The 23,741-nt window shown below is 71.4% G+C and carries 19 protein-coding genes; 9 read left to right on the forward strand and 10 right to left on the reverse strand.

All coding sequences use genetic code 11. From position 1 onward, the window contains the following. Positions 1-525 precede the first annotated feature (525 nt). Positions 526-1,746 (forward strand): cation:proton antiporter, encoded by a 1,221-nt coding sequence (locus tag ADK86_RS20600; protein WP_053697879.1) that lies wholly within the window; start codon positions 526-528, stop codon positions 1,744-1,746. A 22-nt stretch (positions 1,747-1,768) separates the two neighbouring features. Here the strand turns inward: ADK86_RS20600 and ADK86_RS20605 are convergent, their stop codons facing one another. The 8 genes from ADK86_RS20605 to ADK86_RS20640 form a co-directional block, all read right to left on the reverse strand. Beyond that, positions 1,769-2,584 (reverse strand): sulfite exporter TauE/SafE family protein, encoded by an 816-nt coding sequence (locus ADK86_RS20605; RefSeq protein WP_053697880.1) that lies wholly within the window; start codon positions 2,582-2,584, stop codon positions 1,769-1,771. Continuing rightward, positions 2,581-3,696, reverse strand: coding sequence for a Gfo/Idh/MocA family oxidoreductase (locus ADK86_RS20610; RefSeq protein WP_053697881.1), 1,116 nt, complete (start codon positions 3,694-3,696; stop codon positions 2,581-2,583). Before ADK86_RS20610 ends, ADK86_RS20605 begins: the two co-directional genes overlap by 4 nt. Positions 3,697-4,031: 335 nt before the next feature. Beyond that, positions 4,032-4,982, reverse strand: a complete 951-nt coding sequence (locus ADK86_RS20615; RefSeq protein ID WP_053697882.1) for a 2-dehydropantoate 2-reductase — start codon at positions 4,980-4,982, stop codon at positions 4,032-4,034. A 77-nt stretch (positions 4,983-5,059) separates the two neighbouring features. Beyond that, a complete protein-coding gene (locus ADK86_RS20620; protein WP_053697883.1) occupies positions 5,060-5,263 on the reverse strand; it encodes a helix-turn-helix transcriptional regulator in 204 nt (67 codons plus the stop codon). A 310-nt stretch (positions 5,264-5,573) separates the two neighbouring features. Continuing rightward, positions 5,574-6,950: a sugar porter family MFS transporter gene (locus ADK86_RS20625; protein WP_053697884.1), complete on the reverse strand. Its 1,377-nt coding sequence runs from the start codon at positions 6,948-6,950 to the stop codon at positions 5,574-5,576. A gap of 152 nt (positions 6,951-7,102) precedes the next feature. Beyond that, a complete protein-coding gene (locus ADK86_RS20630; RefSeq protein ID WP_053697885.1) occupies positions 7,103-7,966 on the reverse strand; it encodes a sugar phosphate isomerase/epimerase family protein in 864 nt (287 codons plus the stop codon). Positions 7,967-8,342: 376 nt separating this feature from the next. Continuing rightward, complete coding sequence (locus ADK86_RS20635; protein ID WP_030644146.1) at positions 8,343-9,362, reverse strand: Gfo/Idh/MocA family protein; 1,020 nt, start codon at positions 9,360-9,362, stop codon at positions 8,343-8,345. A gap of 33 nt (positions 9,363-9,395) precedes the next feature. Further along, positions 9,396-10,316, reverse strand: coding sequence for a sugar phosphate isomerase/epimerase family protein (locus ADK86_RS20640; RefSeq protein ID WP_053697886.1), 921 nt, complete (start codon positions 10,314-10,316; stop codon positions 9,396-9,398). Between the two features lie 307 nt (positions 10,317-10,623). Between ADK86_RS20640 and iolC the strand changes: the two genes are divergently transcribed. The 6 genes from iolC to ADK86_RS20670 all read left to right on the forward strand — a co-directional run bounded on the left by iolC (position 10,624) and on the right by ADK86_RS20670 (position 17,826). Beyond that, positions 10,624-11,652 (forward strand): 5-dehydro-2-deoxygluconokinase, encoded by a 1,029-nt coding sequence (iolC, locus tag ADK86_RS20645; RefSeq protein ID WP_053697887.1) that lies wholly within the window; start codon positions 10,624-10,626, stop codon positions 11,650-11,652. Between the two features lie 155 nt (positions 11,653-11,807). Beyond that, on the forward strand, positions 11,808-12,701 hold the full coding sequence (locus ADK86_RS20650) for a Cgl0159 family (beta/alpha)8-fold protein (protein ID WP_053697888.1): 894 nt from the start codon (positions 11,808-11,810) through the stop codon (positions 12,699-12,701). Positions 12,702-12,731: 30 nt separating this feature from the next. Further along, a complete protein-coding gene (gene iolB, locus ADK86_RS20655) occupies positions 12,732-13,643 on the forward strand; it encodes a 5-deoxy-glucuronate isomerase (protein ID WP_053697889.1) in 912 nt (303 codons plus the stop codon). Next, entirely contained in the window at positions 13,640-15,550 is a 1,911-nt protein-coding gene (gene iolD / locus ADK86_RS20660; RefSeq protein WP_053697890.1) for a 3D-(3,5/4)-trihydroxycyclohexane-1,2-dione acylhydrolase (decyclizing), read from the forward strand. The genes iolB and iolD overlap by 4 nt, the downstream gene beginning before the upstream one ends. Before the next feature lie 98 nt (positions 15,551-15,648). Next, positions 15,649-17,142: a CoA-acylating methylmalonate-semialdehyde dehydrogenase gene (locus tag ADK86_RS20665; RefSeq protein WP_053697891.1), complete on the forward strand. Its 1,494-nt coding sequence runs from the start codon at positions 15,649-15,651 to the stop codon at positions 17,140-17,142. Between the two features lie 204 nt (positions 17,143-17,346). Further along, the gene (locus ADK86_RS20670) at positions 17,347-17,826 is read left to right on the forward strand and encodes a GNAT family N-acetyltransferase (protein ID WP_053697892.1); all 480 of its coding nucleotides are present in this window, start codon (positions 17,347-17,349) and stop codon (positions 17,824-17,826) included. Positions 17,827-17,889: 63 nt separating this feature from the next. Here the strand turns inward: ADK86_RS20670 and ADK86_RS20675 are convergent, their stop codons facing one another. Continuing rightward, on the reverse strand, positions 17,890-19,119 hold the full coding sequence (locus ADK86_RS20675; RefSeq protein ID WP_053697893.1) for a styrene monooxygenase/indole monooxygenase family protein: 1,230 nt from the start codon (positions 19,117-19,119) through the stop codon (positions 17,890-17,892). Between the two features lie 209 nt (positions 19,120-19,328). On the opposite strand from ADK86_RS20675, the gene ADK86_RS20680 reads away from it, so the two are divergent. Continuing rightward, positions 19,329-22,184 carry an alpha/beta fold hydrolase gene (locus tag ADK86_RS20680; RefSeq protein ID WP_053697894.1) on the forward strand — a complete coding sequence of 952 codons (2,856 nt, stop codon included), beginning with the start codon at positions 19,329-19,331 and terminating at the stop codon, positions 22,182-22,184. Positions 22,185-22,222: 38 nt separating this feature from the next. Beyond that, positions 22,223-23,101: an ABC transporter permease gene (locus ADK86_RS20685; protein WP_053697901.1), complete on the forward strand. Its 879-nt coding sequence runs from the start codon at positions 22,223-22,225 to the stop codon at positions 23,099-23,101. 34 nt (positions 23,102-23,135) lie between these two features. On the opposite strand, the gene ADK86_RS20690 is transcribed toward ADK86_RS20685, so the two are convergent. After that, positions 23,136-23,669 (reverse strand): nuclear transport factor 2 family protein, encoded by a 534-nt coding sequence (locus ADK86_RS20690; protein ID WP_053697895.1) that lies wholly within the window; start codon positions 23,667-23,669, stop codon positions 23,136-23,138. Positions 23,670-23,741 lie beyond the last annotated feature (72 nt).

The raw sequence follows: 23,741 nt of genomic DNA on the forward strand, positions 1-23,741 counted from the left end.
GAGAGTTCCCCGGTGCTTCCTGATGTCCACAACTCTATACCCCTAGGGGGTATGGATGCCAGGTGTTCGCTCTTGCCGTGTTGTTGGGTGTGCCGCCGTGCGTCGATCTTGAGTCGTCGGCGTCGGGGGAGGTCGCGGGTGGGTGTCGCGGACGTGCTCCCCCTCTACTGGCTGCCGGTGTCGGCCGCTCGGCCTCCTCTGGCGCTCGACTTCGCTCTCTTGGTGACCGCCGGCATGCTCGCCTCCTCTGTGTCTGGTTGCGTGGCGCTTCGGCGGTCCCGTACGGTCCTGGATGCTCCGGCGGGCGCCGCGTCAAGTGCTCCTGTAGTGGGCGTTCGCGCAGATGAGGCGGCATGGGTGTCGCTCGTGAGAGCGGCGGACGGCGGGTTTGCAGGATGGTGCGCGCAGCCGGCGATGTGCGGATCGTCGGGCACGACGGCGGTCTGCGGGGGACGCCGAAGGGGCGCCGGGGTCCGTGACCCGCAGGACGGGAATCTGCTGTCCGTTGTGGTAGAAAAGCGGCTTATGTCGCAGTCCGCAACGCTCGTATTGATCATGGCGATCGCCGTGGCCGCCCCGCTCCTGGCATACGGCCTCGGCCGCTGGCTGCCCGTACCACTGGTCATCTTCGAGATCGTGCTGGGCATCCTGATCGGCCCGGACGTCCTCGGCTGGGCGCAGCCGGGAGAAACCGTCAACGTCCTGTCCGATCTCGGGCTGGCCACCTTGATGTTCATCGCCGGGTACGAGATCGAGTTCGCCAAGGTGCGCGGCGACACCCTCAAGCGCGCCGGCTGCGCCTGGATCGTCGCGCTCGCCCTCGGCCTGGCCATCGCCTTCGGCTTCGCCGCCGGTGACATCACCAAGGCGATCGTCGTCGGTACCGCGCTCACCAGTACGGCCCTCGGTACCGTGCTGCCCGTCCTGCGTGACTCCGGGGACCTGGGCACCCGCTTCGGCTCGGTGATGATGGCCACCGGCGCGGTCGGCGAGTTCGGACCGATCATCGCAATGGCGCTGCTGCTCAGCGGCCGCAACCCCGGCGAGTCGGCCATCCTGCTCTTCGCCTTCGCGCTGCTGACCGCCGGAGCCGTCTACTGGGCCCTGAAGCCCAGCCCGATGTGGTTCTACCGGATCATCGCGCGCACCCTGCACAGCAGCGGCCAGTTCGCCATCCGGCTGTTCGTCCTGCTGTTGGCCGTCATGCTCGGCATTTCCCAGGTGTTCGGACTGGACATCCTGCTGGGCGCGTTCGCGGCCGGGATCATCATGCGGCTGGTGCTGCACGAGGCGGCGCCGGACAGCAGTCAGGAGATTCTCGGAAGGCTGGAGGCGATGGGCTTCGGCTTTCTGGTGCCGGTGTTCTTCATCGTCACCGGCGTCGAGTTCGACCTGTCGTCCCTCTTCGAGAACGGCAGCTCGCTTCTGCTCCTGCCGCTCTTCCTCGTCCTCCTGTTGGTCGTACGCGGACTCCCGCTCGTCCTGCTCGCGCCCCGCGACCTGGGCCGCAAGGACCGTGCCGCGCTGATGCTGTACGGATCGACGGCACTGCCCCTGGTCGTCGCGATCACGACGATCGGCCGGGGCAGCGGCGTACTCGACGCGGGGGAGGCGGCGGCCATGGTGGGCGCGGCGATGATCTCCGTACTGGTCTTCCCGCTGGTGGCGATGCGGTTGCGCGCCGGAGCGGAAGGGCTGGCACCGCTGCCGGAGGGGCCGCGGGAAGGCGCGTCGGAGTCCTGGTGAGCGGCCGAACGTCTTCCGTGCCTCACCGCAGCAGGTTGACGCTGGACAGCGTGGTGAAGACGAGCACCAGACGCTCGAAGAGCGCCTGGTCGATACGGTGGACAGCGACCCGCCCGAGGAACGCGCCGACCGGCACGGCCAGTACGAGCAGGGCGTCCAGCGTCAGCGCGTCCGTGTCGATCAGTCCGAGTCCCACGCTGAACGGCAACTTGACCAGATTGACGATCAGAAAGAACCACGCGGCCGTGCCCAGAAAGCCGAGCATCGTGAACCCGGCGGAGAGCAGATAGAGCGACATGGCGGGGCCGCCGGCGTTGGCGACCATCGTGGCGAATCCGGCGATCAGCCCGAAAGCCAGGGCGCGACCGTGCTGTGCGCGGGCGGCGGGGGCACCGGGCGAGGCTATGCCGCAGTCCGTATGCGTACGGCCTTGCGGCGCGCCTGTTGTATCCGTCCCGCCGTTCGCCGTACGCGTCCTTCGGCGCTGCCACAGGTGGTGCGCAACGATCGTCAGCAGCAGTACGCCGATGGTGCGGCGCATGACGGCATCGTCGACGCGGGCCACGAACACCGCGCCCAGCAACACGCCCACGGCCACCGATGGCAGCAGGCGGAGCAGTGCGGGCCAGTCGGCGTGCCGCCAGTAAGCGCTTACTGCCAGCACGTCGCCCACGAGAAGCAGCGGCAACAGCGCACCCGTGGACTGCTTTGCGGGCAGTACGGCTGCGAAGAGGGCGACGCTGATGGCGCCGACGCCGCTGACGGCCGTCTTGGAGACGCCGACAAGCAGAGCGGCCGCCGCCAGCGCGCCGATCTGGAGGATGCCCGGCTCGGTCACGCGCCAGGGGCAGGGGCGCGGACGGCGTCCGAAGCGGGCACCGTATCCGCAGGGCGCGCGGTGCCTGAAGGGCGCGTGGTTCCGGCGTCGTACGCACCGGCTTCTCCCGCGGCAGCGCGTACGTCCGCGACCCGGACCGGCTGGCCGGTGCGGCGGGAGCGGTCGCACGCCTCGGCGATGTACAGCGCCTCCAGCGCTTCGGCGGGCGAACACGGGCTGTCCGCGCGGCCGGCGGCCACGTCCACGAAGGCACCCAGTTCGGTGACGTACGCGTCGTGGAAGCGCTCCATGAACGTCGTGTACGGGGCGGACCGCTGCCAGGAGACATGCGGTTCGGCGCTCGGCAGCGGGGCCCGGTCGTCGAGCCCGACGATCCGCGCGCCCTTGGAGCCGCAGACCTCCAGGCGGACATCGTGGCCCGCGCCGTTGTAGCGGGTGGCGGTGACGGTGGCCAGCGTGTCGTCGTCGAAGCGCAGCAGCGCGGCACAGGTGTCCACGTCGTCGCCGTCGGCGAAGAAGGACGCGCCCCGGTTGGCGCCCTGGGCGTATACGGAGACGACTTCGCGGCCGGTGAGCCAGCGCAGAACGTCGAAGTCGTGGATGCTGCAGTCGCGGAAGAGCCCGCCGGAAGTGGGGATGTAGACCGCGGGCGGCGGCGACTGGTCGCTGGTGCAGGCGCGCAGCGTGTGGATCCAGCCGAGGTCGCCGGAGCGCAGCGCCTCCCTGGCCGCTTGGTAGCCGCGGTCGAAGCGCCGCTGGAAGCCGATCTGTACGGGGACGGAACCGGCCTCGGCGCGTTCCACGACGGCGACCGTGCCGGGCACGTCCAAGGCCACCGGCTTCTCACAGAAGACGGGCACCTCGGCATCCAGCGCCTGGTGGATCAGCTCGGCGTGCGCGCTGGTCGCAGCGGTGATCACGACGCCGTCCAGGCCGTCCGCGTACATCTGGGGGAGCGTTTCGGCGGCCTCGACGCCGAGCGTGTCCGCGAGGACGCGGGCGCGGGCGGCGTCGGCATCGGCGACGACGATGCGATCCACGCCGGGGACGGATTTCAGTGTCTCGGCGTGGAACGCTCCGATGCGTCCGGTGCCGATCAGGCCGATCTTCATGTGCCAACTCCTGTCGTCTGGGGGCGAGGGGGCGGGGCGGGGACCGGAGTGTTCCGAGGAGGCGCGGAGAGGGTGATGGAACGTTTCGGCGTCTGTGCGACGGGCGGGCGCGCGCGAGGCGCTGTCACATCGCTCCGAGGACGCGGCGCGGCGACAGCGACGCTCCCTGGCCTCGCCGCAGACTGTATGTCAGGACGTATGGATGTCAATACTCGTTGGCAGGGTAGGCCGGAGACGGGTGGGTACGTAGGCGGCTGGAGGCGTGTCGTTGCGAGCCCGTGGCGTATGTACCCGGGCTTGGTCTTGTGCGGTTGGGGTTGGCCTTCGGCTTGGGCCTACGGGTTGGTGAGCCGGGCGGTGTCTGCGTCCTTGCCGGCACGGATGTCGCGGTCGACGGCGCGCAGGAGGGTGAGGAGCATGCCGTTGAGCGGCGTGGGAATTCCGTGGCGTTCACCGGCGCGTACCACCGCACCCGTGATGTGTTCGTGCTCCAGAGGACGGCCGGCCAGGCGGTCGTAGAGCATCGACGAGCCGCCGTCCGGCGGGACCAGTCCGTACATTTCCAGTACGCGGTCGATGTCGGCGTCGCGAACGTCCGCGCCCTCGGCCCGTGCCACGGCGGCGGCTTCGCGCAGGATGTCGCGGGTGAGGGCGGCCATACCGGGATCGGCGAAGATGCCCATGCGCTGCTGGAGGAGGGCGGTGAGCGGGTTGGCGGCGAGGTTGGTGAACAGCTTCCGCCAAGCGGTCGTCGTGAAATCCGGCACCGCTATGACCTTGAGGCGGTCTGTGCTGAAGAGATCGGCGAGGCGGGCGGCCGTCGGGCCGTCGGGGACGTGGATCTCGTTGCCCGCGTAGTGCCGGACGTGGCCGGGCGCGGTGCACTCGGCCGACGCGTAGATGACCGCGGGCAGGATGTTCGTACCGTCGGGGGCGTGCGGGGCGATGCGTTCGGTGTGGTCGATGCCGTTCTGGAGCGCGACGACGACGGTGCCGGGGTTGCAGAGCCGGTGCAGCCAGCCGGAGGTGCCGGCGGTGTCCTGCGCCTTGGTGGTCAGGAAGACCCAGTCGGCGGGCCCGGCCGTTTCCGGATCGGTGGCGAAGCGTACGGCGGCGTCGAGGACTTCACCGTCCGTTTCGAGTGTGAGCCGGTTCAGCGGAGTGCGCAGGCACAGGGTGACGTCGTGTCCGGCCCGGTGGGCGAGCGTCGCCACGAATCCGCCGATTGCGCCACCGCCGATCACGGCGATGCGGTGGGGCGTGGCCGGGGCGGGTATCGGTGGCATGCATCGAGCCTAAGCGGTCGGGTGGCGGTTGCGGAGGCCCCGCGCACCGGCTGCACGGGGCCCGGTAGGAGGTGGTGTCAGTCCTTGTCGCGGCGCCCGCCGTGGCCGGGGCGCCGGGCGACCCAGGTGCGGATGGTGTCGGCGAACCAGTACGGTCTTCCGCCTTCCACCAGGTCAGGTTGCGGCAGGAGTCCGTGCTTGCGGTAGGAGCGCACGGTGTCCGGCTGGACCCTGATGTGTGCGGCGATCTCCTTGTACGACCAGAGCCTGCGGTCGGTCATAGGTTTTGCACCTCCCTCAGCCGCCCGCAGCGACGGCCGGAGAGCCGATGGAAGAACTGCGCGCGGTCTGGTGATCACTCAGCCTGTGCCCGGTGAACGACTCTGAGTGAGCAAGGGCGAGGGGCTGTTGATCGGCTGTGACGGAAGACCCGCGTAATGGTGACAGCTGTGACGTTCGGGGCATCTCTGTCACGGAGTGAGGAAGGCGAAAGAGGTGGGAGGAGAGAGGGCGGGGGTAGGGGGTGCGGGGGTGCGAGAGCGGGTAGGGCCCGCCAGCCGCCAGCCGCCAGCCGCCAGCCGCCTTCAGGCTTCAAGCTTCCGCTCCCGCGGCCGTCTTCCGCAGTTCGTGTTCCAGGTCCTCCAGGGCCATCCCCTTGGTCTCCGGGGCGTAGCGCTTGCAGAAGAGCAGGGACAGTACGCACATCACGCCGAAGGTCCAGAACGTGGCACTGGCGCCCGCCGCGTCGAGGAGGACCGGGAAGACCAGCGCCACGGTGAAGTTGACCAGCCACATCACGAACACCGCGGCGCCCATGGCCAGGCCGCGCACCTTGAGCGGAAACATTTCTGCAAGCAGCAGCCAGACGCCCGTGTTCAAGGTGGCCTGCATGAAGCCCATGTAGAGGACCATCAGGGCGAGGACGAGGTAGCTGACGCCGGTGGACTTCGGGAGATGGAAGGAAGCGCCCAGCAAGGCCAGTGAGACGGTCATCCCGGAAAGGCCGGTGAGCAGCATCGGTCGTCGTCCGACCTTGTCGATCAGCGACATTCCGATCGCGGTCGCGATGACGGAGATGGCGCCCACCGCGATGGTGGCGGTGATCGCTGCGTTGGTGCCCAGGCCCGTGGATTGCAGGATCTTGGGCGCGAAGTAGATGACGGCGTTGACGCCGGTGATCTGCTGGACGATCGCCAGCCCGACACCGATGAGGAGAATGCGCCGTACCCAAGGAGTACGCAGTTCCTGCCAGGCGCCGCGCTGCGCCGCGGCCTCCAGTGCACGCGCCTGGTTGATACGGCTCAGCTCCCCGTCGACCTCGTCGGCGGGCAGCGTGCGCCGCAGCACGTGCGCGGCCTGTTCCGTACAGCCCTTGCTGATGTACCAGCGCGGTGTGTCGGGCAGGAAGAAGAGCCCGACGAACAGGGCGACCGCGGGCAGCGCCGCCAGGCCGAGCATCCAGCGCCAGGCTTCCCACTGCGCGAGGACGGCGTTGATGAGGTACGCCAGCAGCTGGCCGCTGACGATCATCAGCGAGTTGAAGGAGACCAGCCGGCCGCGGATGTGCGGCGGTGCTATCTCCGAGAGGTACAACGGCGTGATCACCGAGGCGCTGCCCACCGCCAGGCCCAGGGCGAAGCGCGCCACGACCATGAAGGGGACGGTGGGCGCGAGCGCCACCGCCAGGGCGCCACCGATGAACACCGCGCCCGCCCACAGCAGCGAGTTGCGCCGGCCCAGCACGTCCGACATCCGCCCGCCGGCCAGTGACCCGAAGGCCGCGCCGATCAGCAGGGCGCTGGTGATGACGCCCTCGCCGAGCGAGGTGAGGCCGAAGTGCCGCTCCATGTAGGGGAGCGCACCGGAGACGACCCCGGTGTCGTAGCCGAACAGCGCTCCGCCGAGCGCGGCGATGGCGGCGATGGCGAGGATGAAGCGTCTGGCGTTCCGGCCGGGGGAGGGGGACAAGGAGGCGGAAGGCGGTGAGGAAACGGCGTGGGCGCCGGATGTAGATGTACGGACATTTGCGTTGCCTTCCGCGGCCGATCGCGTGGCGTCGGGTCCGCCCGACTCGCCCGCCCCGTCCGCGGAAGTCGCCGATCTGCTCGGTGCGGCCATCGTCATCGGCTCCAGTTCTTCTTGACGTACGCGTCGATCTGCTCGCGCATGAAGCGGGCCGACTCCTTCGCGCGCTCCTCCCATGCGAACACGGACGAGACGAGAGTGCCGTCGAAGCCGTTGGCGGCCAGTTCGCGGAAGAGCTCGTCGAAGTCCACCTCGCCCTGCCCGATGTCCAGGTGCTGGTGGATGCGTACGGCCGAGCCGGGAGGGTTGACGATGTAGCGCAGGCCGGAGGAGGCGGTGTGGTCGAAGGTGTCGGCGAGGTGGACCGCGGTGGTCAGCCCGCCGGCGCGCCTGAGGATGCCCGGGGCGTCGTTGCCCTGGTGGAAGGTGTGCGGCGCGCAGTACAGGAAGGACACCAGCGGTGAGTTGATGCCGCGGATCAGGTCGACGGCGGTGTGCCCGTCCTCGATGAAGTCGTCCGGATGCGGTTCGAGCGCGAGCGTGATGCCCTCGCGCTCGAAGAGCGGCAGCAGTTCCTCCAGCGACCGCCAGAACTGGCCCTCGCTGCGGTCCGCCTTCTCCGGACGCCCGTTGAACTCCGAGTTCATGGCGTTCACCCCGAGGTCGGCGGTGATCTGGATGGCGCGCTTCCAGTAGCGGACGGCGGCCTGCCGCTCGTCCTCGTCCGGGGAGGACCACTTGTACAGGGGGAGTACGGAGGAGATGCCGACGCCCGCCGCGGACAGCTCCCTGCGGAACCTGCGGACGGTGGCGTCGTCGATGCGCGGGTGCAGGAAGAACGGGTTCACGTCGTCGCGTGGTGACAGCTCGATCCACTCGTAACCCAGCTCGGCCACCAGGGCGGGGAGTTCGAGCAGCGGTACGTCGCGGAACATGTACGGGTCGAGAGCGATCTTCACGAGGGGGAGACCTTTCGAAGGGGACCTGCCGAGGGGGACTTGTCGGGGAGGACTTGTCGAGGGGAGATCGTTCGAGTGAGGGCACGGCCCGCAGGGCGGGCCCGCAACGAGGGCCGGAACACGACCGGCGCCCTGGCGCAAACCGGCCGAACGGCAGCCCGGACACCAGCCATGTCGCAAGGCAGCACACCGGCCGTAACGCAGCACGGCGCGACGGCAGGAAGGCAGCGCGGCGCGCCCGCAGGAAGGCAAGCCGGAACAAGAGCCGTCACACCAGCCACCACGCGGCACAGCGCACCGGCCCTGACAGGCATCGGAACACACCCGCGGCAGCAGCCCCAGCCACCGCGGATTCAGAAAAAAGTCCGCCGTGGCTTCAGCGGTACAGCGCGGGCCGCTCCACCAGCTCGACCTCGACGCGCTCGCCGGTGGCCTGGGCCCGTACGCCCGCTTCGCACACCGCGGCCGCCGCGTAGCCGTCCCAGCAGCTCGGGCCCTCGACCTCGCCGCGTCGCGTGGCGTCCACCCAGCGCTGCACCTGCCGGTCGTACGCCTCCTCGAAGCGCTCCACGAAGCCCGGGGTGATCGAGCCGCCCCACTTGCCGGCCGCGTTGACGAACACGCCGTGGTCGTCGCCGATCCGGGCGGTGCCGCCTTCGCAGACGGCCTCGCAGCCGACCTGGTAGCCGAAGCCGCAGTTGACGAACAGCTCCGTGTCCACGATCTGCCCGGCCGCGGTCTCGAAGAGGATCAGCTGTGGGTCGCTCAGGCCCTCGGGCGCGTGGCCGGTGGGGGCCGGGCGCAGTACGCGTACGGCGGTGATCTCCTCGTCCAGCAGCCAGCGCGTCACGTCGATCTCGTGGACGACCGAGTCGTGGATCATCATGGCGTTGGTGAAGCCGGGCGGCGTGTCGGCGTTGCGGTGCTTGTTGTGCAGCATCAGGGGGCGGCCGTACGCGCCCTGGTCGAGCAGGGCCTTGAGCTTGAGGTAGTCGGCGTCGTACCGGCGCATGAAGCCGACCTGCACCCGGCGGCGCCCCAGCCGCTGTTCGGCCTCCAGGACGCGCAGCGCGGAGGCCGGATCGGGAGTAAGCGGTTTCTCGCACAGCACCGGAAGGTCGCGCGCGAACGCGGCGAGCAGGGCGTCCTCGTGGGCCGCGCCCGGCGAGGCGATCAGCACGGCGTCGACGCTCGGGTCCGCCATGGCGGCGGCCGGGTCGGTGTGGGGTGTGCAGCCCTCGATGCCGTCGGCGACGCGTTTGGCCCGGTCCGCGTCGATGTCGACGACGGCCGCCACCCGCGCGCCGCTGATGACGTCGTTGAGGCGGCGCACGTGGTCGGCGCCCATGCGGCCGGTGCCGATGACCGCGACGCCGAGCGTTGCGTACTGGCTCATGTGGCAGAACTCCTTGCTCCGTACGGGATGTTCTCAGGCGCCGCAGGAGCGCAGGAAGCGGCGGGTGCGCCGGGCGATCGGCAGGGGCTGGTCGGCGGGGCAGGGGTACATGTCCTGCTCGACGATGGCGAAGAGGTCCACGTCCAGTTCCTGGGCGGCCTCCAGGACGGGCGGCAGCGCGGGCACGCCGAGCGGCGGCTCGCACATCACGCCCTGCCGGACCGCGGGCCCGAAGGGCGTGCCCTTCGCGACGACGTCGGCGAGGATGTCCGGGTCGACCTGCTTGAGGTGGAGGTAGCCGATCCGTTCGCCGTAGGTCTTGATGAGCTTGACGTTGTCGCCGCCGCAGTACGCGTAGTGCCCGGTGTCCAGGCACAGGTTGACCAGGGACGCGTCGGTCCCGTCGAGGAAGCGCTCGACGTGTTCCTCGGTGTCGATGTGGGTGTCGGCGTGCGGGTGCACGACGATGTCGAGGCCGAACTCCTCGCGTACCTGCTTGCCCAGCCGTTCCATGCCGCTGTTCAGGTGGTGCCACTGCTCGGTGGTCAGCTCGCGCGGCTCCAGTTCCGCGGCGGTCTTGTCGTCGCGCCAGAAGGAGGGGATGACCACGAGGTGCTTGGCGTTCATCGCCCGGGTGAGGGTGGCGACCTCGCTGACGTGCGCCCAGGTCTTGTCCCATACGTCCGGTCCGTGGTGCAGCGAGGTGAAGACGGTGCCGGCCGAGACCTTCAGGTCGCGTTGGCCGAGCTCCGCGTGGAGGACGGCGGGGTCGGTGGGCAGGTAGCCGTACGGGCCGAGTTCGATCCACTCGTACTGGGCCTTGGCGACCTCGTCGAGGAAACGCCGCCACGGGACCTGCTGGTCATCGTCGGGGAACCAGACTCCCCAGGAGTCGGGGGCCGATCCGATGCGCAGGCGGTCGAGGACGCGCGGGACGGCATGGGGAACGGACATGCTGCGGCTCTCCTTTCGCCGGTCGACGGTGACCGGGAAGGCGCGGGGCTGGGTTGTGGGGCACAGCCTCCATCCCGGTCAGGAGAGTGTCAAGACTTCGTCCTGACATAAGGACTTAAGGACTTTGTAACTGGGGAGTAGGGCGGAAGGGTGCGTGGGGGTGGCCGTGGGGCGTGGTGTTGCCGAGCTGCTTTCAACGTCAGAATGTAAGGACAAAGTATTGACAGTGCCTCGGAAGCCCGGTTAGACCTGTGGTCAGCGACGAACCGAAGGGGCGCACATGAGCGAGCCGCGGCAGGCCGGAGAAATGGGACGGGCCGACGAGGCCGTAATGTCCGGTCATTTGGCCGGCCCGTACGACCTGATCACCCTCGGTCGTATCGGCGTGGACATCTATCCGCTGCAGACCGGCGTTCCGCTGTCCCGGGTCGAGACGTTCGGGAAGTTCCTCGGCGGCTCGGCCGCCAACGTCGCGGTCGCCGCCGCCCGGCTGGGCCGGCGCACCGCCGTCATCAGCCGCACCGGCCGCGATCCGTTCGGCGACTACGTCCACGAGGCGCTGCGCGACTTCGGGGTGGACGACCGCTGGGTGACGCCCGTTGAGGACTACCCGACACCCGTCACCTTCTGCGAGATCTTCCCGCCGGACGACTTCCCGCTCTACTTCTACCGCCGCCCCAAGGCCCCCGACCTGGTCATCCATCCCGAGGAACTGGACCGCGACGCCGTACGGGCCGCCCGCATCTTCTGGATGACCGGCACCGGCCTGTGCGAAGAACCCAGCCGCGGCGCCACTCTCGCCGCGTTGGAGGCCCGCGCCAAATCGGGCATCACCGTCTTCGATCTGGACTGGCGGCCGATGTTCTGGGGCGGCGAAGGCGGCGCGTCCGGTGACGGCGGTGTCACCGGGGCCGCCGCGATGGCCGCGGCCCGCCCGTACTACGAGGCCGCGCTCGCGCACGCGACCGTCGCCGTCGGCAACATCGACGAGGCCGAGGTCGCCACCGGCGTCCGCGAACCGAAGCGATGCGCGCAGGCGCTGCTCGACATGGGCGTCGAACTGGCCGTCATCAAGCAGGGGCCGAAGGGCGTTCTGGCCGTGCACCGCGACGGCCGCACCGCCGAGGTGCCGCCCACCCCCGTAGAGGTCGTCAACGGCCTGGGCGCCGGTGACGCTTTCGGGGGAGCGCTCTGTCACGGGCTGCTGTCCGGGTGGGAGCTGGAGCCGATGATGCGGTACGCCAACGCCGCCGGCGCGATCGTCGCCTCGCGGCTGGCCTGTTCGTCCGCCATGCCGACGCGCGACGAGGTCGAGGAATTCCTCGCCGCGCGCTGAGTGCCGGGTACGGACCGCCGTACGCCCACCCCGGTGCCACCGGAGAAATTCGCGCCGGTGCCACCGCGCGCCCGCCCCGCCCGCCGAGTGCCCGACCGGGCGCCCCGCCCGGCGGCGCCCGTACGAACCCGTCCCACCAGAAGGTGAGAACCGCCTTGACCACTCGGATCTCCGACATCGTGACGCTGCGGGCCCGGCACCCGGAAGCCGTCGCACAGGCCGCGGCGCGCCGTACCCGCCGCCCCCTGATCGGCGACAGCGGCCGCCTGATGATCGTCGCGGCCGACCACCCGGCACGCGGCGCGCTCGCCGTCGGCGACCGCACGCTGGCCATGGCCAACCGCGTCGACCTGCTGGAACGGCTGTGCCTGGCACTGTCGCGCCCCGGCGTGGACGGCGTGCTCGCCACCGCCGACATCCTGGAGGACCTGCTTCTGCTCGGCGCCCTCGAAGGCAAGGTCGTCATGGGCTCGATGAACCGGGGCGGCATCGCCGGTGCCTCCTTCGAGATGGACGACCGGTTCACCGGCCACCGCCCGCAGGACATCGCCCGGCTCCGCTTCGACGCCGGCAAACTGCTGCTCCGTATCGACTACGAGGACCCCGGCTCGCTGGCCACCCTGGAGTCCACGGCGCGTGCCATCGACGCCATGGCGGAGCGGGAACTGCCCACCTTCGTGGAGCCGTTCCTCTCGCGCCGGGTGGACGGAAAGGTCGTCAACGACCTGAGCGCGGAGGCCGTCACCACATCCGTGGCCATCGCCTCCGGGCTGGGCGGCACCTCCGCCTACACCTGGCTGAAGCTGCCGGTGACCGACGACCCCGACGCCATGGCGCAGGTCTGCGAGACCTCGACGCTGCCGACGGTGCTGCTCGGCGGCGACATCAAGGGCACGGCGGCCGACCAGGAGGCGGCGTACGAGAAGTGGCGCAAGGCGCTGCGGCTGCCGACCGTACAGGGATTGGTGGCGGGCCGGTCGCTGCTCTATCCCGCCGACGGGGACGTGACGGCGGCCGTGGACACGGCCGTGTCACTGCTCCAGCGGTGACTGTCAGTGGTCAGGAGGAGACTTACGGGCATGACGAACGAGCTGAGGAACACCACCGACTTCCACCTCAAGGCCGGTGCGGCGGCCGACGGGCCGTACGAACTGGCCATCGCGCCGGAGACGGCGGGCTGGGGCTATTCGTCCCTGCGCGTGCTGCGGCTGCCACCCGGCGGGAGCCACACCTTCGCAACCGGCGACAGCGAGTGGATCGTGCTGCCGCTGAACGGCGGCTGTACGGTCACCGCCGACGACGGCACACCCTTCGAACTGGCCGGACGCAAGGACGTGTTCAGCGGGGTCACGGATTTCGCGTACGTACCGAGAGACGCCGAGGTGGAGATCAGCAGCGCGGCCGGCGGCCGGTTCGCGCTGACCGGTGCCCGCTGCACGCGCCGGCTGCCCGCCCGCTACGGCCCCGCGAGCGAGGTGCCCGTCGAACTGCGCGGTACGGGCTCCTGCTCGCGCCAGGTCAACAACTTCGGCGCGGCCGGCGTCTTCGAGTGCGACAAGCTCATCGCCGTCGAAGTGCTCACGCCCGGCGGCAACTGGTCCTCGTATCCGCCTCATAAACACGACGAGTGCCGGCCCGGTGAGGAGAGCGAGCTGGAGGAGATCTACTACTTCGAGATCGCCTCCGCGCACGGCACCGAAGGACTCGGCTACCAGCGCGTGTCGCCGTCCGGCAACGGCCGCGGCACGGACGTGCTCGCCGAGGTCCGCAGCGGCGACGCCGTCCTGATCCCCGACGGCTGGCACGGCCCGTCCGTCGCCGCGCCGGGACACGCCATGTACTACCTCAACGTGATGGCGGGGCCGGGCGAGGAGCGCGCCTGGCTGATCTGCGACCACCCCGACCACGGCTGGATCCGCGGCACTTGGCCCGACCAGCCCGTGGACCCCCGTCTGCCCCTCTACGAAGCCCCCGCGGGAGACCCACGATGACCACTCGACGCCGCACCGTGGCGCAGGCCCTGGTCGAGTTCCTGGCCCACCAGTACACGGAGCGGGACGGCGCCGCGGCCCCCGGCGGCCAGGATGGCGCGCCCGTCCGGCACCGCCTGATCAACGCCTGCTGGGGCATCTTCGGGCACGGCAATGTGGCCGGCATCGGCCAGGCCCTCCTGGAGTCGGGCGCGGACACGATGCCCTACCTCCAGGGCCGCAACGAGCAGGCCATGGTGCACGCCGCCGTCGGTTACGCCCGGCAGTGCGACCGCCTGTCCGCACACGCCGTCACGACCTCCATCGGCCCCGGCGCCACCAACCTCGTCACCGGCGCCGCCCTGGCCACGGTCAACCGCCTCCCGGTGCTGCTCCTGCCCGGCGACACCTTCGCCACCCGCCCCGCCGACCCCGTGCTCCAGCAGCTCGAAGTCCCGTATGCCGGGGACGTGTCGGTCAACGACGCCCTGCGCCCGGTCTCCCGCTACTTCGACCGGATCACCCGCCCCGAAGCGCTGATCCCGGCCGCCCTCCAGGCCATGCGGGTGCTCGCCGACTCCGTGGAGACCGGCGCCGTCACGCTCGCCCTGCCGCAGGACGTCCAGGCGGAGGCGTACGACTGGCCCGAGGAGTTCTTCGCCGACCGGGTGTGGCGGGTGCCCCGTCCGGCGCCCGACGCCGCCGCGCTCGCCGAGGCCGTACGGGCGGTACGGGCCGCCGAGCGGCCACTGATCATCGCGGGCGGCGGCGTCCACCACAGCGGGGCCGAGGACGCGCTGCGCGCCCTCGCCGACGCCACCGGCATCCCCGTCGCCTCCACCCAGGCCGGCAAGGGTTCACTGCGCCACGACCATCCGGCCGACGTGGGCGGCATCGGCCACACCGGCACGGCCACGGCCGACGCGCTGGCCCGCCGCGCCGACCTCGTCCTCGGCGTCGGCACCCGCTACACGGACTTCACCACCGCCTCCGCCACCCTCTTCGCCGCCCCCGGCATCCGCTTCGTCAACCTGAACATCGCCTCCTTCGACGCCCACAAGCTCGCCGCCACCTCGCTCGTCGCCGACGCCCGCGCCGGACTGCAAGCGCTTACCGAGGCCCTGTCCGGACACCGCGTCGCACCGGCCTACGAGGAGGAGTACGCCGCCGCCAAGACCCGCTGGGAATCCCTCGTCGATGCCGCCTACGCCGCGCCCGACGACTCCGTACGCCCCTCCCAGACCCAGGTCCTCGGTGCGCTGGACGCCACCGTCGGCGAGCAGGACGTGATCATCAACGCGGCCGGCTCGCTCCCCGGCGACCTGCACAAACTCTGGCGGGCCCGCTCCCGCCGCCAGTACCACCTGGAGTACGGCTACTCCTGCATGGGCTACGAAATCCCCGCCGCCATCGGCGTCCGCCTGGCCGCGCCGGACCGTCCCGTATGGGCCCTGGTCGGTGACGGCACGTACCTGATGATGCCCACCGAGATCGTCACCGCGGTCCAGGAAGGCATCAACATCAATGTGGTGCTGCTCCAGAACCACGGCTACGCCTCCATCGGCGGCCTCTCCGAGCAGACCGGCGGCGAGCGCTTCGGCACGGCGTACCGCTACCGCGCCGCCGACGGCACGTATACGGGCGACCCGCTGCCCGTGGACCTCGCCGCCAACGCCGCGTCCCTCGGCATGCACGTCATCCGCGCCGCGACCGTCGGCGAACTGCGCGCCGCGCTCGCGGCGGCCCGCGCCGACGAGCGCCCCACATGTGTCTATGTCGAGACCGCAACGGCCGACACTGTGCCGGGCGCGCCCGGCGCCCAAGCCTGGTGGGATGTTCCCGTGGCCGAGACGGCGACGCGTCCGGCGGCGGTCGAGGCCCGCAAGGAGTACGACCGGCACGCCGCCGAGCGCCGCCGCCACCTCTGACACCTCACGTCACAACCGACGGCCCGCAGCCGGCCGACCGCCCGAACCGCCTCCTGACCAGCCCTCCGCTCACCGTCCTCCCCGAGAAAGGCCCCCGCATGAAGACCATCAACCACTGGATCGGCGGCAAGCCCGTCGAGGGTCTCTCCGGCTCCTTCGGGCCGGTCTACAACCCCGCGACCGGCGCCCAGGAGAAGCGGGTCGCCTTCGCCTCCGTGGACGAGGTGGACGCCGCCGTGGCCGCCGCCAAGGAGGCGTACCGCACCTGGGGCAGCAGCTCGCTGGCCAAGCGCACGGCCGTACTGTTCGCCTACCGCGAGCTGATCGACGCGCACCGCGAGGAGCTGGCCGCGCTGATCACCGCCGAGCACGGCAAGGTGCACAGCGACGCGCTGGGCGAGGTCGCCCGCGGCCTGGAGATCGTCGAGCTGGCCTGCGGCATCCCGCAGCAGCTCAAGGGCGAGCTGTCCACGCAGGTCTCCACCCGCGTGGACGTGGCCGCCATCCGCCAGTCCCTCGGTGTGGTCGCCGGCATCACGCCGTTCAACTTCCCGGCGATGGTGCCGATGTGGATGTTCCCGCTGGCCGTCGCCTGCGGCAACACCTTCGTCCTCAAGCCCAGCGAGAAGGTGCCGTCCGCCGCCCTGAAGCTCGCCGAGCTGGCGGCCGAGGCGGGCCTGCCGGACGGCGTGCTGAACATTGTCAACGGCGACAAGGTCGCGGTGGACCGCATCCTGGAGCACCCGGACATCGCCGCGGTCTCCTTCGTCGGCTCCACCCCCATCGCCCGCTACATCCACACCACGGGCACGGCCAACGGCAAGCGCGTCCAGGCCCTCGGCGGCGCCAAGAACCACATGCTGGTGCTGCCGGACGCCGACCTCGACCTGGCGGCGGACTCCGCGATCAACGCCGCGTACGGCTCGGCGGGCGAGCGCTGCATGGCGATCTCCGTCGTGGTGGCCGTCGGCGACACCGCCGACCCGCTGATCGGGAAGATCAAGGAGCGGGCCGCGGCGCTGACCATCGGTCCCGGCGACGACCCGTCATCCGAGATGGGCCCGCTCATCACCAAGGCGCACCGCGACAAGGTCGCCTCCTACGTGGCCGGCGCCGCGGCCCAGGGCGCCGACGTGGTGATCGACGGTACGGGCTTCACCGTCCCCGGCCACGAGAACGGCCACTGGATCGGCGTCTCGCTGCTCGACAACGTCACGCCGGGGATGGACGCCTACCGCGACGAGATCTTCGGCCCGGTGCTGTCCGTCGTCCGCGTGGAGACGTACGACGAGGCGATCTCGCTGATGAACTCCTCGCCGTGGGGCAACGGCACCGCCATCTTCACCCGGGACGGCGGCGCGGCCCGCCGCTTCCAGCTGGAGGTCGAGGCGGGCATGGTCGGCGTGAACGTGCCGATCCCGGTGCCGGTGGGCTACCACTCCTTCGGCGGCTGGAAGGACTCGCTCTTCGGCGACCACCACATCTACGGCAACGACGGCATCCACTTCTACACCCGCGGCAAGGTCGTCACCACACGTTGGCCCGACCCTTCCGACGGCGGTATCAACCTGGGCTTCCCCAGCAACCACTGACACCGGCGGCTCCCGGCGGCCCGCGCGAGCGGACGGGCCGCCGGGCGGCGGGACCTCCGGCGGCGCACCGTTCCCGGTGGTCCCGGAAAACCCGTCGTCATACCGGGGAACCGTTCGGGCCGGATGGCGCATGATGCTGCGTATGAATGATGAACAACAGCCCACGGGGGCCGTGAAGATGCTCGGTGCCGTGGCGGGTGCGCCATGACCACGGCACCGGTCATCCGCCACGCGGTGCGTACGGATCTGGCGGAGGTGGCCGCGCTCGCCGCGGAGCACGCCGCGTACGAGCGGGCCGCGCCGCCCGCCGCCGACCTGGAGGACCGGCTCGCGGAGGCGCTCTTCGGCACGCGCCAGCCGTGGCTGCGCTGCCTGGTCGCCGAACTGTCCGGCGGCGAACTGGCCGGATACGCCACCTGCGCCACGGCCTTCGACACCTGGCAGGGCCGGGAATACCTGCACCTGGACTGCCTCTACCTGCGTGCCGAGCACCGCGGCCTCGGGCTGGGCGCCCTGCTCGTCGAGGCGGTCATCGCCGAGGGCAAAGCGCTGGGCGTGGCGGAGATGCAGTGGAACACGCCCGACTGGAACGCCGGAGCGATCCGCTTCTACGACCGGTTCGGTGCGACGCGTAAGGACAAGAAACGTTTCACTCTGGCGCTGGAGCCGAGCGGCAGGAACTGAGGAGGCCGGTGTCCGGCCCCCGACCGGACACGAGCCGCCCGTACGAGGCGGGTGGCGGCGCCGTCAGCTGCCGGCGGTGGACAGATAGGCGTCCGCGTCGGCCGCCGTCATCAGCCAGCCGTGGTAATCCGCCGGATCGGCATAGCCGTTGACGAAGCGGTGCGCCACGGCGGGGTGTTCGGCGGCGGCCGCCAGCAGGCGGTGGATGTGCTGCGGCGGCGGTTCCAGCATCAGGTTGGTGAATTCGGTGACCTGCCGGGCATGCCGCCAGAACGCGGCGAAGGCCGCGCGCATCCACTCCGGGTCGAAGGGCGCGCCGCCCCGCTCCAGGATCGCGCCCAGATAGGCGGCCGCGCTGCGGGCGGCGTTGTTCGAGCCCTGGCCGGTGATCGGGTCGTTGATGACGACCGTGTCGGCCATCCCCAGGACGTACGTGCCCGGCGCGACCTCGGCCACCGGATGCCGGACCGTCGGCGTGATCGCGCCGTACAGCGTCGCGCCCGCGTCGGTGGGCACGGCGTCCTTGCACAGCTCGTACTCGCCCGGCGCGTGCGTACGCAGCAGATCGAGCGCCCGGGCCACGCAGCCGCCCGGCGACGGCTGGTCGTGCCAGCAGTCGAACGGCCCGCCGGGCAGCGCCTCGAACAGCACGATGTGGCACGGCCCGCCCGTCGTCAGCGCCGGCATGACGAACACCTCGCCCGCCCCGGCCACCACATTCGTCCGCACCTGCGGGTCCGGGTGGTCGGCGGGCGCCGCGACGCCGCGCACGTAGACGCAGGCGACGGTGCGCTGCGGGCGGTCGAAGGGGCAGTACAGCGGGTTGCGCGCGAAGAGCCGGGTGAGGTCGCCGCGGCCGGAGGCGACGATCGTCAGGTCGTGGCCGGCGGCGAGCGCGGGGAGCGTGTCGGAGGAGACCGGGCCGTACCGGACGCGGCCGCCCCTGGCCTCGTACAGACCGAGCCAGCCGGCCATCTTCACCCGCTGGTCGACGGAGTGCGGCGGTTCGTCGAAGCGCCCGGTGAACGTCAGCGCGGACTTGCCGGGCGGGTCCCACACCGTGACCCGCAGCGAGGTCGCGCCGGGTGCGGTGGCGTCCCAGAGGTTGAGTCCGGCGGCCCGCTCCAGGCGGCGCGCCGGGCCGAACATCATCTGTGACGACATCACCCGCCCCGCGCGGACCTGCTGTGCCGTACGGTCGGTGAGCAACGTGACGTCGTAGTCCGCGGCCAGAAGCGCCAGGGCGAGATGCAGTCCCGCCTGGCCCGCGCCGACGATGGCGATCCTGCGCATGGCGCCTCCCCGGGGCCGAATCGGCCCACCCCACATCGTCTTTTGTAGCGGCGGGTTTGTGCGGTGTACAGAGGGCCACGGGGCGCACGGGCGCGTTGCGTGTACTGCGGGCGCGGTATGTGCGGCGGCGCCCGTACTGCCCAGGGAGGTGCGCCGGTTCGCCCCGGCGGCCCGGTGGCCCGCCGTATGGCGTCCTTAGGATTCACCGTATGACTTTCCGACTCCGCGGACGGCGGCTGTACGCGACGGTGGCCGTGCTGGCCGTGCTCGCCGGGTCAGGCACATGGGCGGCGGTCGCCGCGGACGATCCGCCCGCCGTGCACCGGGAGGACCGGGCGTTCACCATGCCCGAGAGCACCGACGGCGGGTCCGGGGGCGAGAAGGCGGCTGCGGGCGGCTCGGTCCGGATCGACGCGTCTTTCTTCACCGCGGGCGGAACCGGCCCCCGGCCCGCCGTCCTCCTGGGACACGGTTTCGGCGGCAGCAAGGAATCCGTACGCGAGCAGGCCGAGCAGCTGGCGCGCGACGGGTACGCCGTACTGACCTGGTCGGCGCGCGGTTTCGGGAAATCGACCGGGAAGATCGGGCTCAACGACCCGGACCGTGAGGTGTCCGACGTGCGCCGGCTGATCGACTGGCTGGCCACGCGGCCCGAGGTACGGCTCGACGGCAAGGGCGATCCGCGGGTCGGTGTCGCCGGAGCCTCGTACGGTGGCGCGATCGCGCTGCTGGCGGCCGGGTACGACAAGCGGGTGGACGCCATCGCCCCGCAGATCACGTACTGGAACCTGGCCGACGCGCTGTTCCCCAACGGCGTCTTCAAGAAGCTGTGGGCCGGCATGTTCTTCTCCACCGGGTCGGTCGGTTCCGTCGGCGCCGACGGCGGCACCGGGAACGGCACCGCCGGCGGTGGCGGTATGCAGGAGGGGACCGGCGGCAGTGGGGCGGGCACCGGCGGCAGCGGGAGGTCCGCGTCCGGAGGCGAGGCGGGCGGCGCCGCCGAATCCGCCGGGTCCGCTGCCCGGAACGCCGCCGACGGCTGCGGCCGGTTCGAGCCGCAGCTCTGCGAGATGTACGAGCGGATCGCCGTCTCCGGCAGGCCCGACGCCGCCGCCCGCGCACTCCTCGAAGCCCGCAGCCCCGTCGCCGTCGCGGACCGGATCAAGGTTCCGACGCTCATCATGCAAGGCAGAACCGATTCGCTGTTCCCGCTCGGCCAGGCCGACGCCCTGTACAAGGCGCTCCGCAAGAACGGCGCTCCGGTATCCGTCGACTGGCTCGCGGGCGGACACGACGGCGGCGACCGGGAGTCCGGCCGTGTCGCGAACCGTACGAAGGCATGGTTCGACCACTACCTGAAGGGCGACGCGAACGCGGACACCGGGCCCGCCTTCCGCGTCAGCCGCGGCGGGGCCGTGGACTCCACCAACGGCGCCGCCCGGCTGCGCGGCGCGAGCGCCGACGGCTACCCGGGCCTGGCCAACGACCCCCGCCCGATCCGGCTGACCGGCCGCGAACAGCGCTTCAGCAATCCGGCCGGGGCGAGCCCGCCGTCCATCTCCACGGTGCCCGGCGTCGGCGCCCTCAACAGCCTGTCCGGCATGGGCGCCGGATTCTCCCTCGACTCCCCGGGCCAGTACGCCGGTTTCCAGTCGCGGCCGCTCGCCGAACCGCTGCGCGTCACCGGCGCGCCGATGGCCCGCGTACGCCTCCGCGCCACCACCGACGAAGCGGTGATCTTCGCCAAGGTCTACGACATCGGGCCGAACGGCAACAGCCGCCCGGTGCTGCCCGCGGGACTCGCCGAGCCGTACCGCATCACCGGCGCCAAGGCGGGCAAGAGCCTCGAACTGCGGCTGCCCGCCATCGACCACGAGTTCGCGGCGGGCCACCGGCTGCGCCTGGTCCTCTCCTCGACGGACCTCGCGTACGCCTCGCCCGCCGAGCCTGCCACGTACACCGCCTCCCTGGACGGCGACGGCGTGCTGAACGTGCCGACCGCGCGCGAGGTCAAGAGCGCCGCGGCGCCGCTGCCCGCGTGGACGTGGGCGCTGCCCGCCGCCGGTGCGGTCATCGCCGTCCTCCTGCTGCTCGTCGGCAGGCGGCGGTCCGCGGCCCACGCCCCCGACCCGGACCTGGCGGACGTGCCGCTGCAGATCACCGGCCTGACCAAGCGGTACGCCAAGTCCGCCGACCGCTACGCCGTACAGGACCTCTCCTTCCGCGTCGAGAAGGGCCAGGTGCTCGGCCTGCTCGGCCCGAACGGCGCGGGCAAGACCACCACCCTGCGCATGCTGATGGGCCTGATCGGGCCGGACGCCGGTGAGATCCGCGTGTTCGGGCACGCGATCCGGCCGGGCGCGCCGGTGCTGTCGCGGGTCGGCGCGTTCGTGGAGGGCGCCGGTTTCCTGCCGCACCTGTCGGGACGCGCCAACCTCGACCTGTACTGGCGGGCCACCGGCCGCCCGGCCGAGGACGCGCACGTCGAGGAGGCCCTGGAGATCGCCGGGCTGGGCGACGCGCTGGAGCGCGCCGTCCGCACGTACTCGCAGGGCATGCGGCAGCGTCTGGCCATCGCGCAGGCCATGCTCGGCCTGCCGGACCTGCTCATCCTGGACGAGCCGACCAACGGACTCGACCCGCCGCAGATCCGCGAGATGCGCGACGTGATGATCCGGTACGCGGCCGGCGGCCGTACGGTGATCGTCTCCAGCCATCTGCTGGCCGAGGTCGAACAGACCTGCACGCATCTGGTCGTCATGGACCGCGGCCGGCTCGTGCAGGCGGGCCCGGTCGCCGAGATCGTCGGCACCGGCGACACCGTGCTCGTCGGCGTCGCGGACGGAACGCCGCTGTCCGACGTCCTCCTGGAGAAGGTGGCCGCGCTGCCCGGGGTGGCCGCCGCCGACCGGGCCGACGAGGGCCTGCTCATCACGCTGGACGGCACGACGAGCGTCCCCGAGCTGCTGCCGCAACTGCTGCGGCTGGAGATCCCGGTCGCCCGCATCGGCCCGCACCGGCGCCTTGAGGACGCCTTCCTCACCATGATCGGAGGTGACCGGTGACCGCCGTCACCAAGCCCGGCACCGACGGGCAGTCCCCGCTGCCCGGCGGCCCCGCGGGCGCGTCCGTACCCGGCGCGCCGCACGCCCCCGGCTACCGCCCGCACCGCACCCTGCCGCTGCGCGTCGAAGCGCTGCGGCAGCTCAAGCGGCGCCGGACGTTCGTCATCGCGGCGATCCTGGCGCTGCTGCCGTTCGTCCTGGTCGCGGCCTTCGCGATCGGCGGCGAGCCGGGCGGCCGGAACAACCGCATCACGCTGATGGACACCGCCACCGTGTCCGGCGCCAACTTCACCGCGACCGTGCTGTTCGTCTCGGCCGGTTTCCTGCTGGTCGTGCCGGTGGCGCTGTTCTGCGGGGACACGATCGCGTCGGAGGCGAGCTGGTCCTCGCTGCGGTACCTGCTGGCGGCGCCGGTTCCACGCACCCGGCTGCTGCTGAGCAAGCTCACCGTCGCACTGCTCTTCAGCGCGGCGGCCATGGTGCTGTTGCCGCTGGTCGCGCTCGCCGTCGGCACTGCCGCGTACGGGTGGGGGCCGCTGCAACTGCCCACCGGCGGCGCGCTGGCGGCGGGCGACGCGCTGCCCCGCCTCGCCCTGGCCGTCGCGTACATCTTCGTCAGCCAGCTGGTCACCGCGGCGCTCGCCTTCTGGCTGTCGACGGTGACGGACGCGCCGCTGGGCGCGGTCGGCGGCGCGGTCGGCCTGACCATCGTCGGCAACGTGCTCGACCAGGTCACCGCCCTGGACCAGTGGCGCGACCTCCTCCCGGCCCACTGGCAGTTCGCGTGGGCCGACGCCTTGCAGCCCCAGCTGGACGCCACGGGCATGATCCAGGGAGCGGCGGTGTCGGTGGCGTATGCGCTGGTGCTGTTCGCGCTGGCGTTCCGCGGGTTCGGGCGGAAGGACATCGTGTCGTAAGAGGCGGTGCGGAGGGGGAAGGGCGGAGTGCCGGTCAGGCCGGGTGACCGGTCCCCGGGCCGAAGGGCTCCGCCTCAAGGCCGCAGACTTCCCTGACCGCCTCCTGGCCACAGGTCTCCGCCACCGCCGCCGGGTCCCAGTAGAACGGCCGGACCTCGCGGATACGGCCGTCCCGTACGGTCATCAGCTGCACGATCGTGGTGGTCAGGACACGCCCCGTGGCGCGGGCCGTGAACCGTACCCGGCTGGTGACGACGACCTCTTCACCGACCACCAGCTGCCGCTGCTCCAGGAATTCCATCGCCTGCCAGAGCCTGCCCATCACGGCCATGAACCGCTCCATGCCCGCCGGGCCGCGCCATGCGCCGGCGTACGGCAGGCCGGGGGACTGGTGGAGGACGATGTCCGGGGCCAGGCAGGCGGCGAGGGCGGAGAAATCCGCCCGGCCGGGGCCGCCCGCCGCGACGTAGGCGCGCTCCGCCTCGTAGAACCGCTCCAGTACGGCGCGGGTACGGGCGCTGTCGTCTTCGTACGCGTACGGGGGTGTGCTCGCGTCGTGCTGTGTCATGGCGCCAGCCAAGCGCCCGCGGCCGTCCGGAACCGGCGGAAATCCGCCGTCGCGCTCGCGGGCGGCGGGGCC

The sequence above is a fragment of the Streptomyces sp. NRRL F-5755 genome (genome assembly GCF_001279365.1).
Classification (GTDB): domain Bacteria; phylum Actinomycetota; class Actinomycetes; order Streptomycetales; family Streptomycetaceae; genus Streptomyces; species Streptomyces rimosus.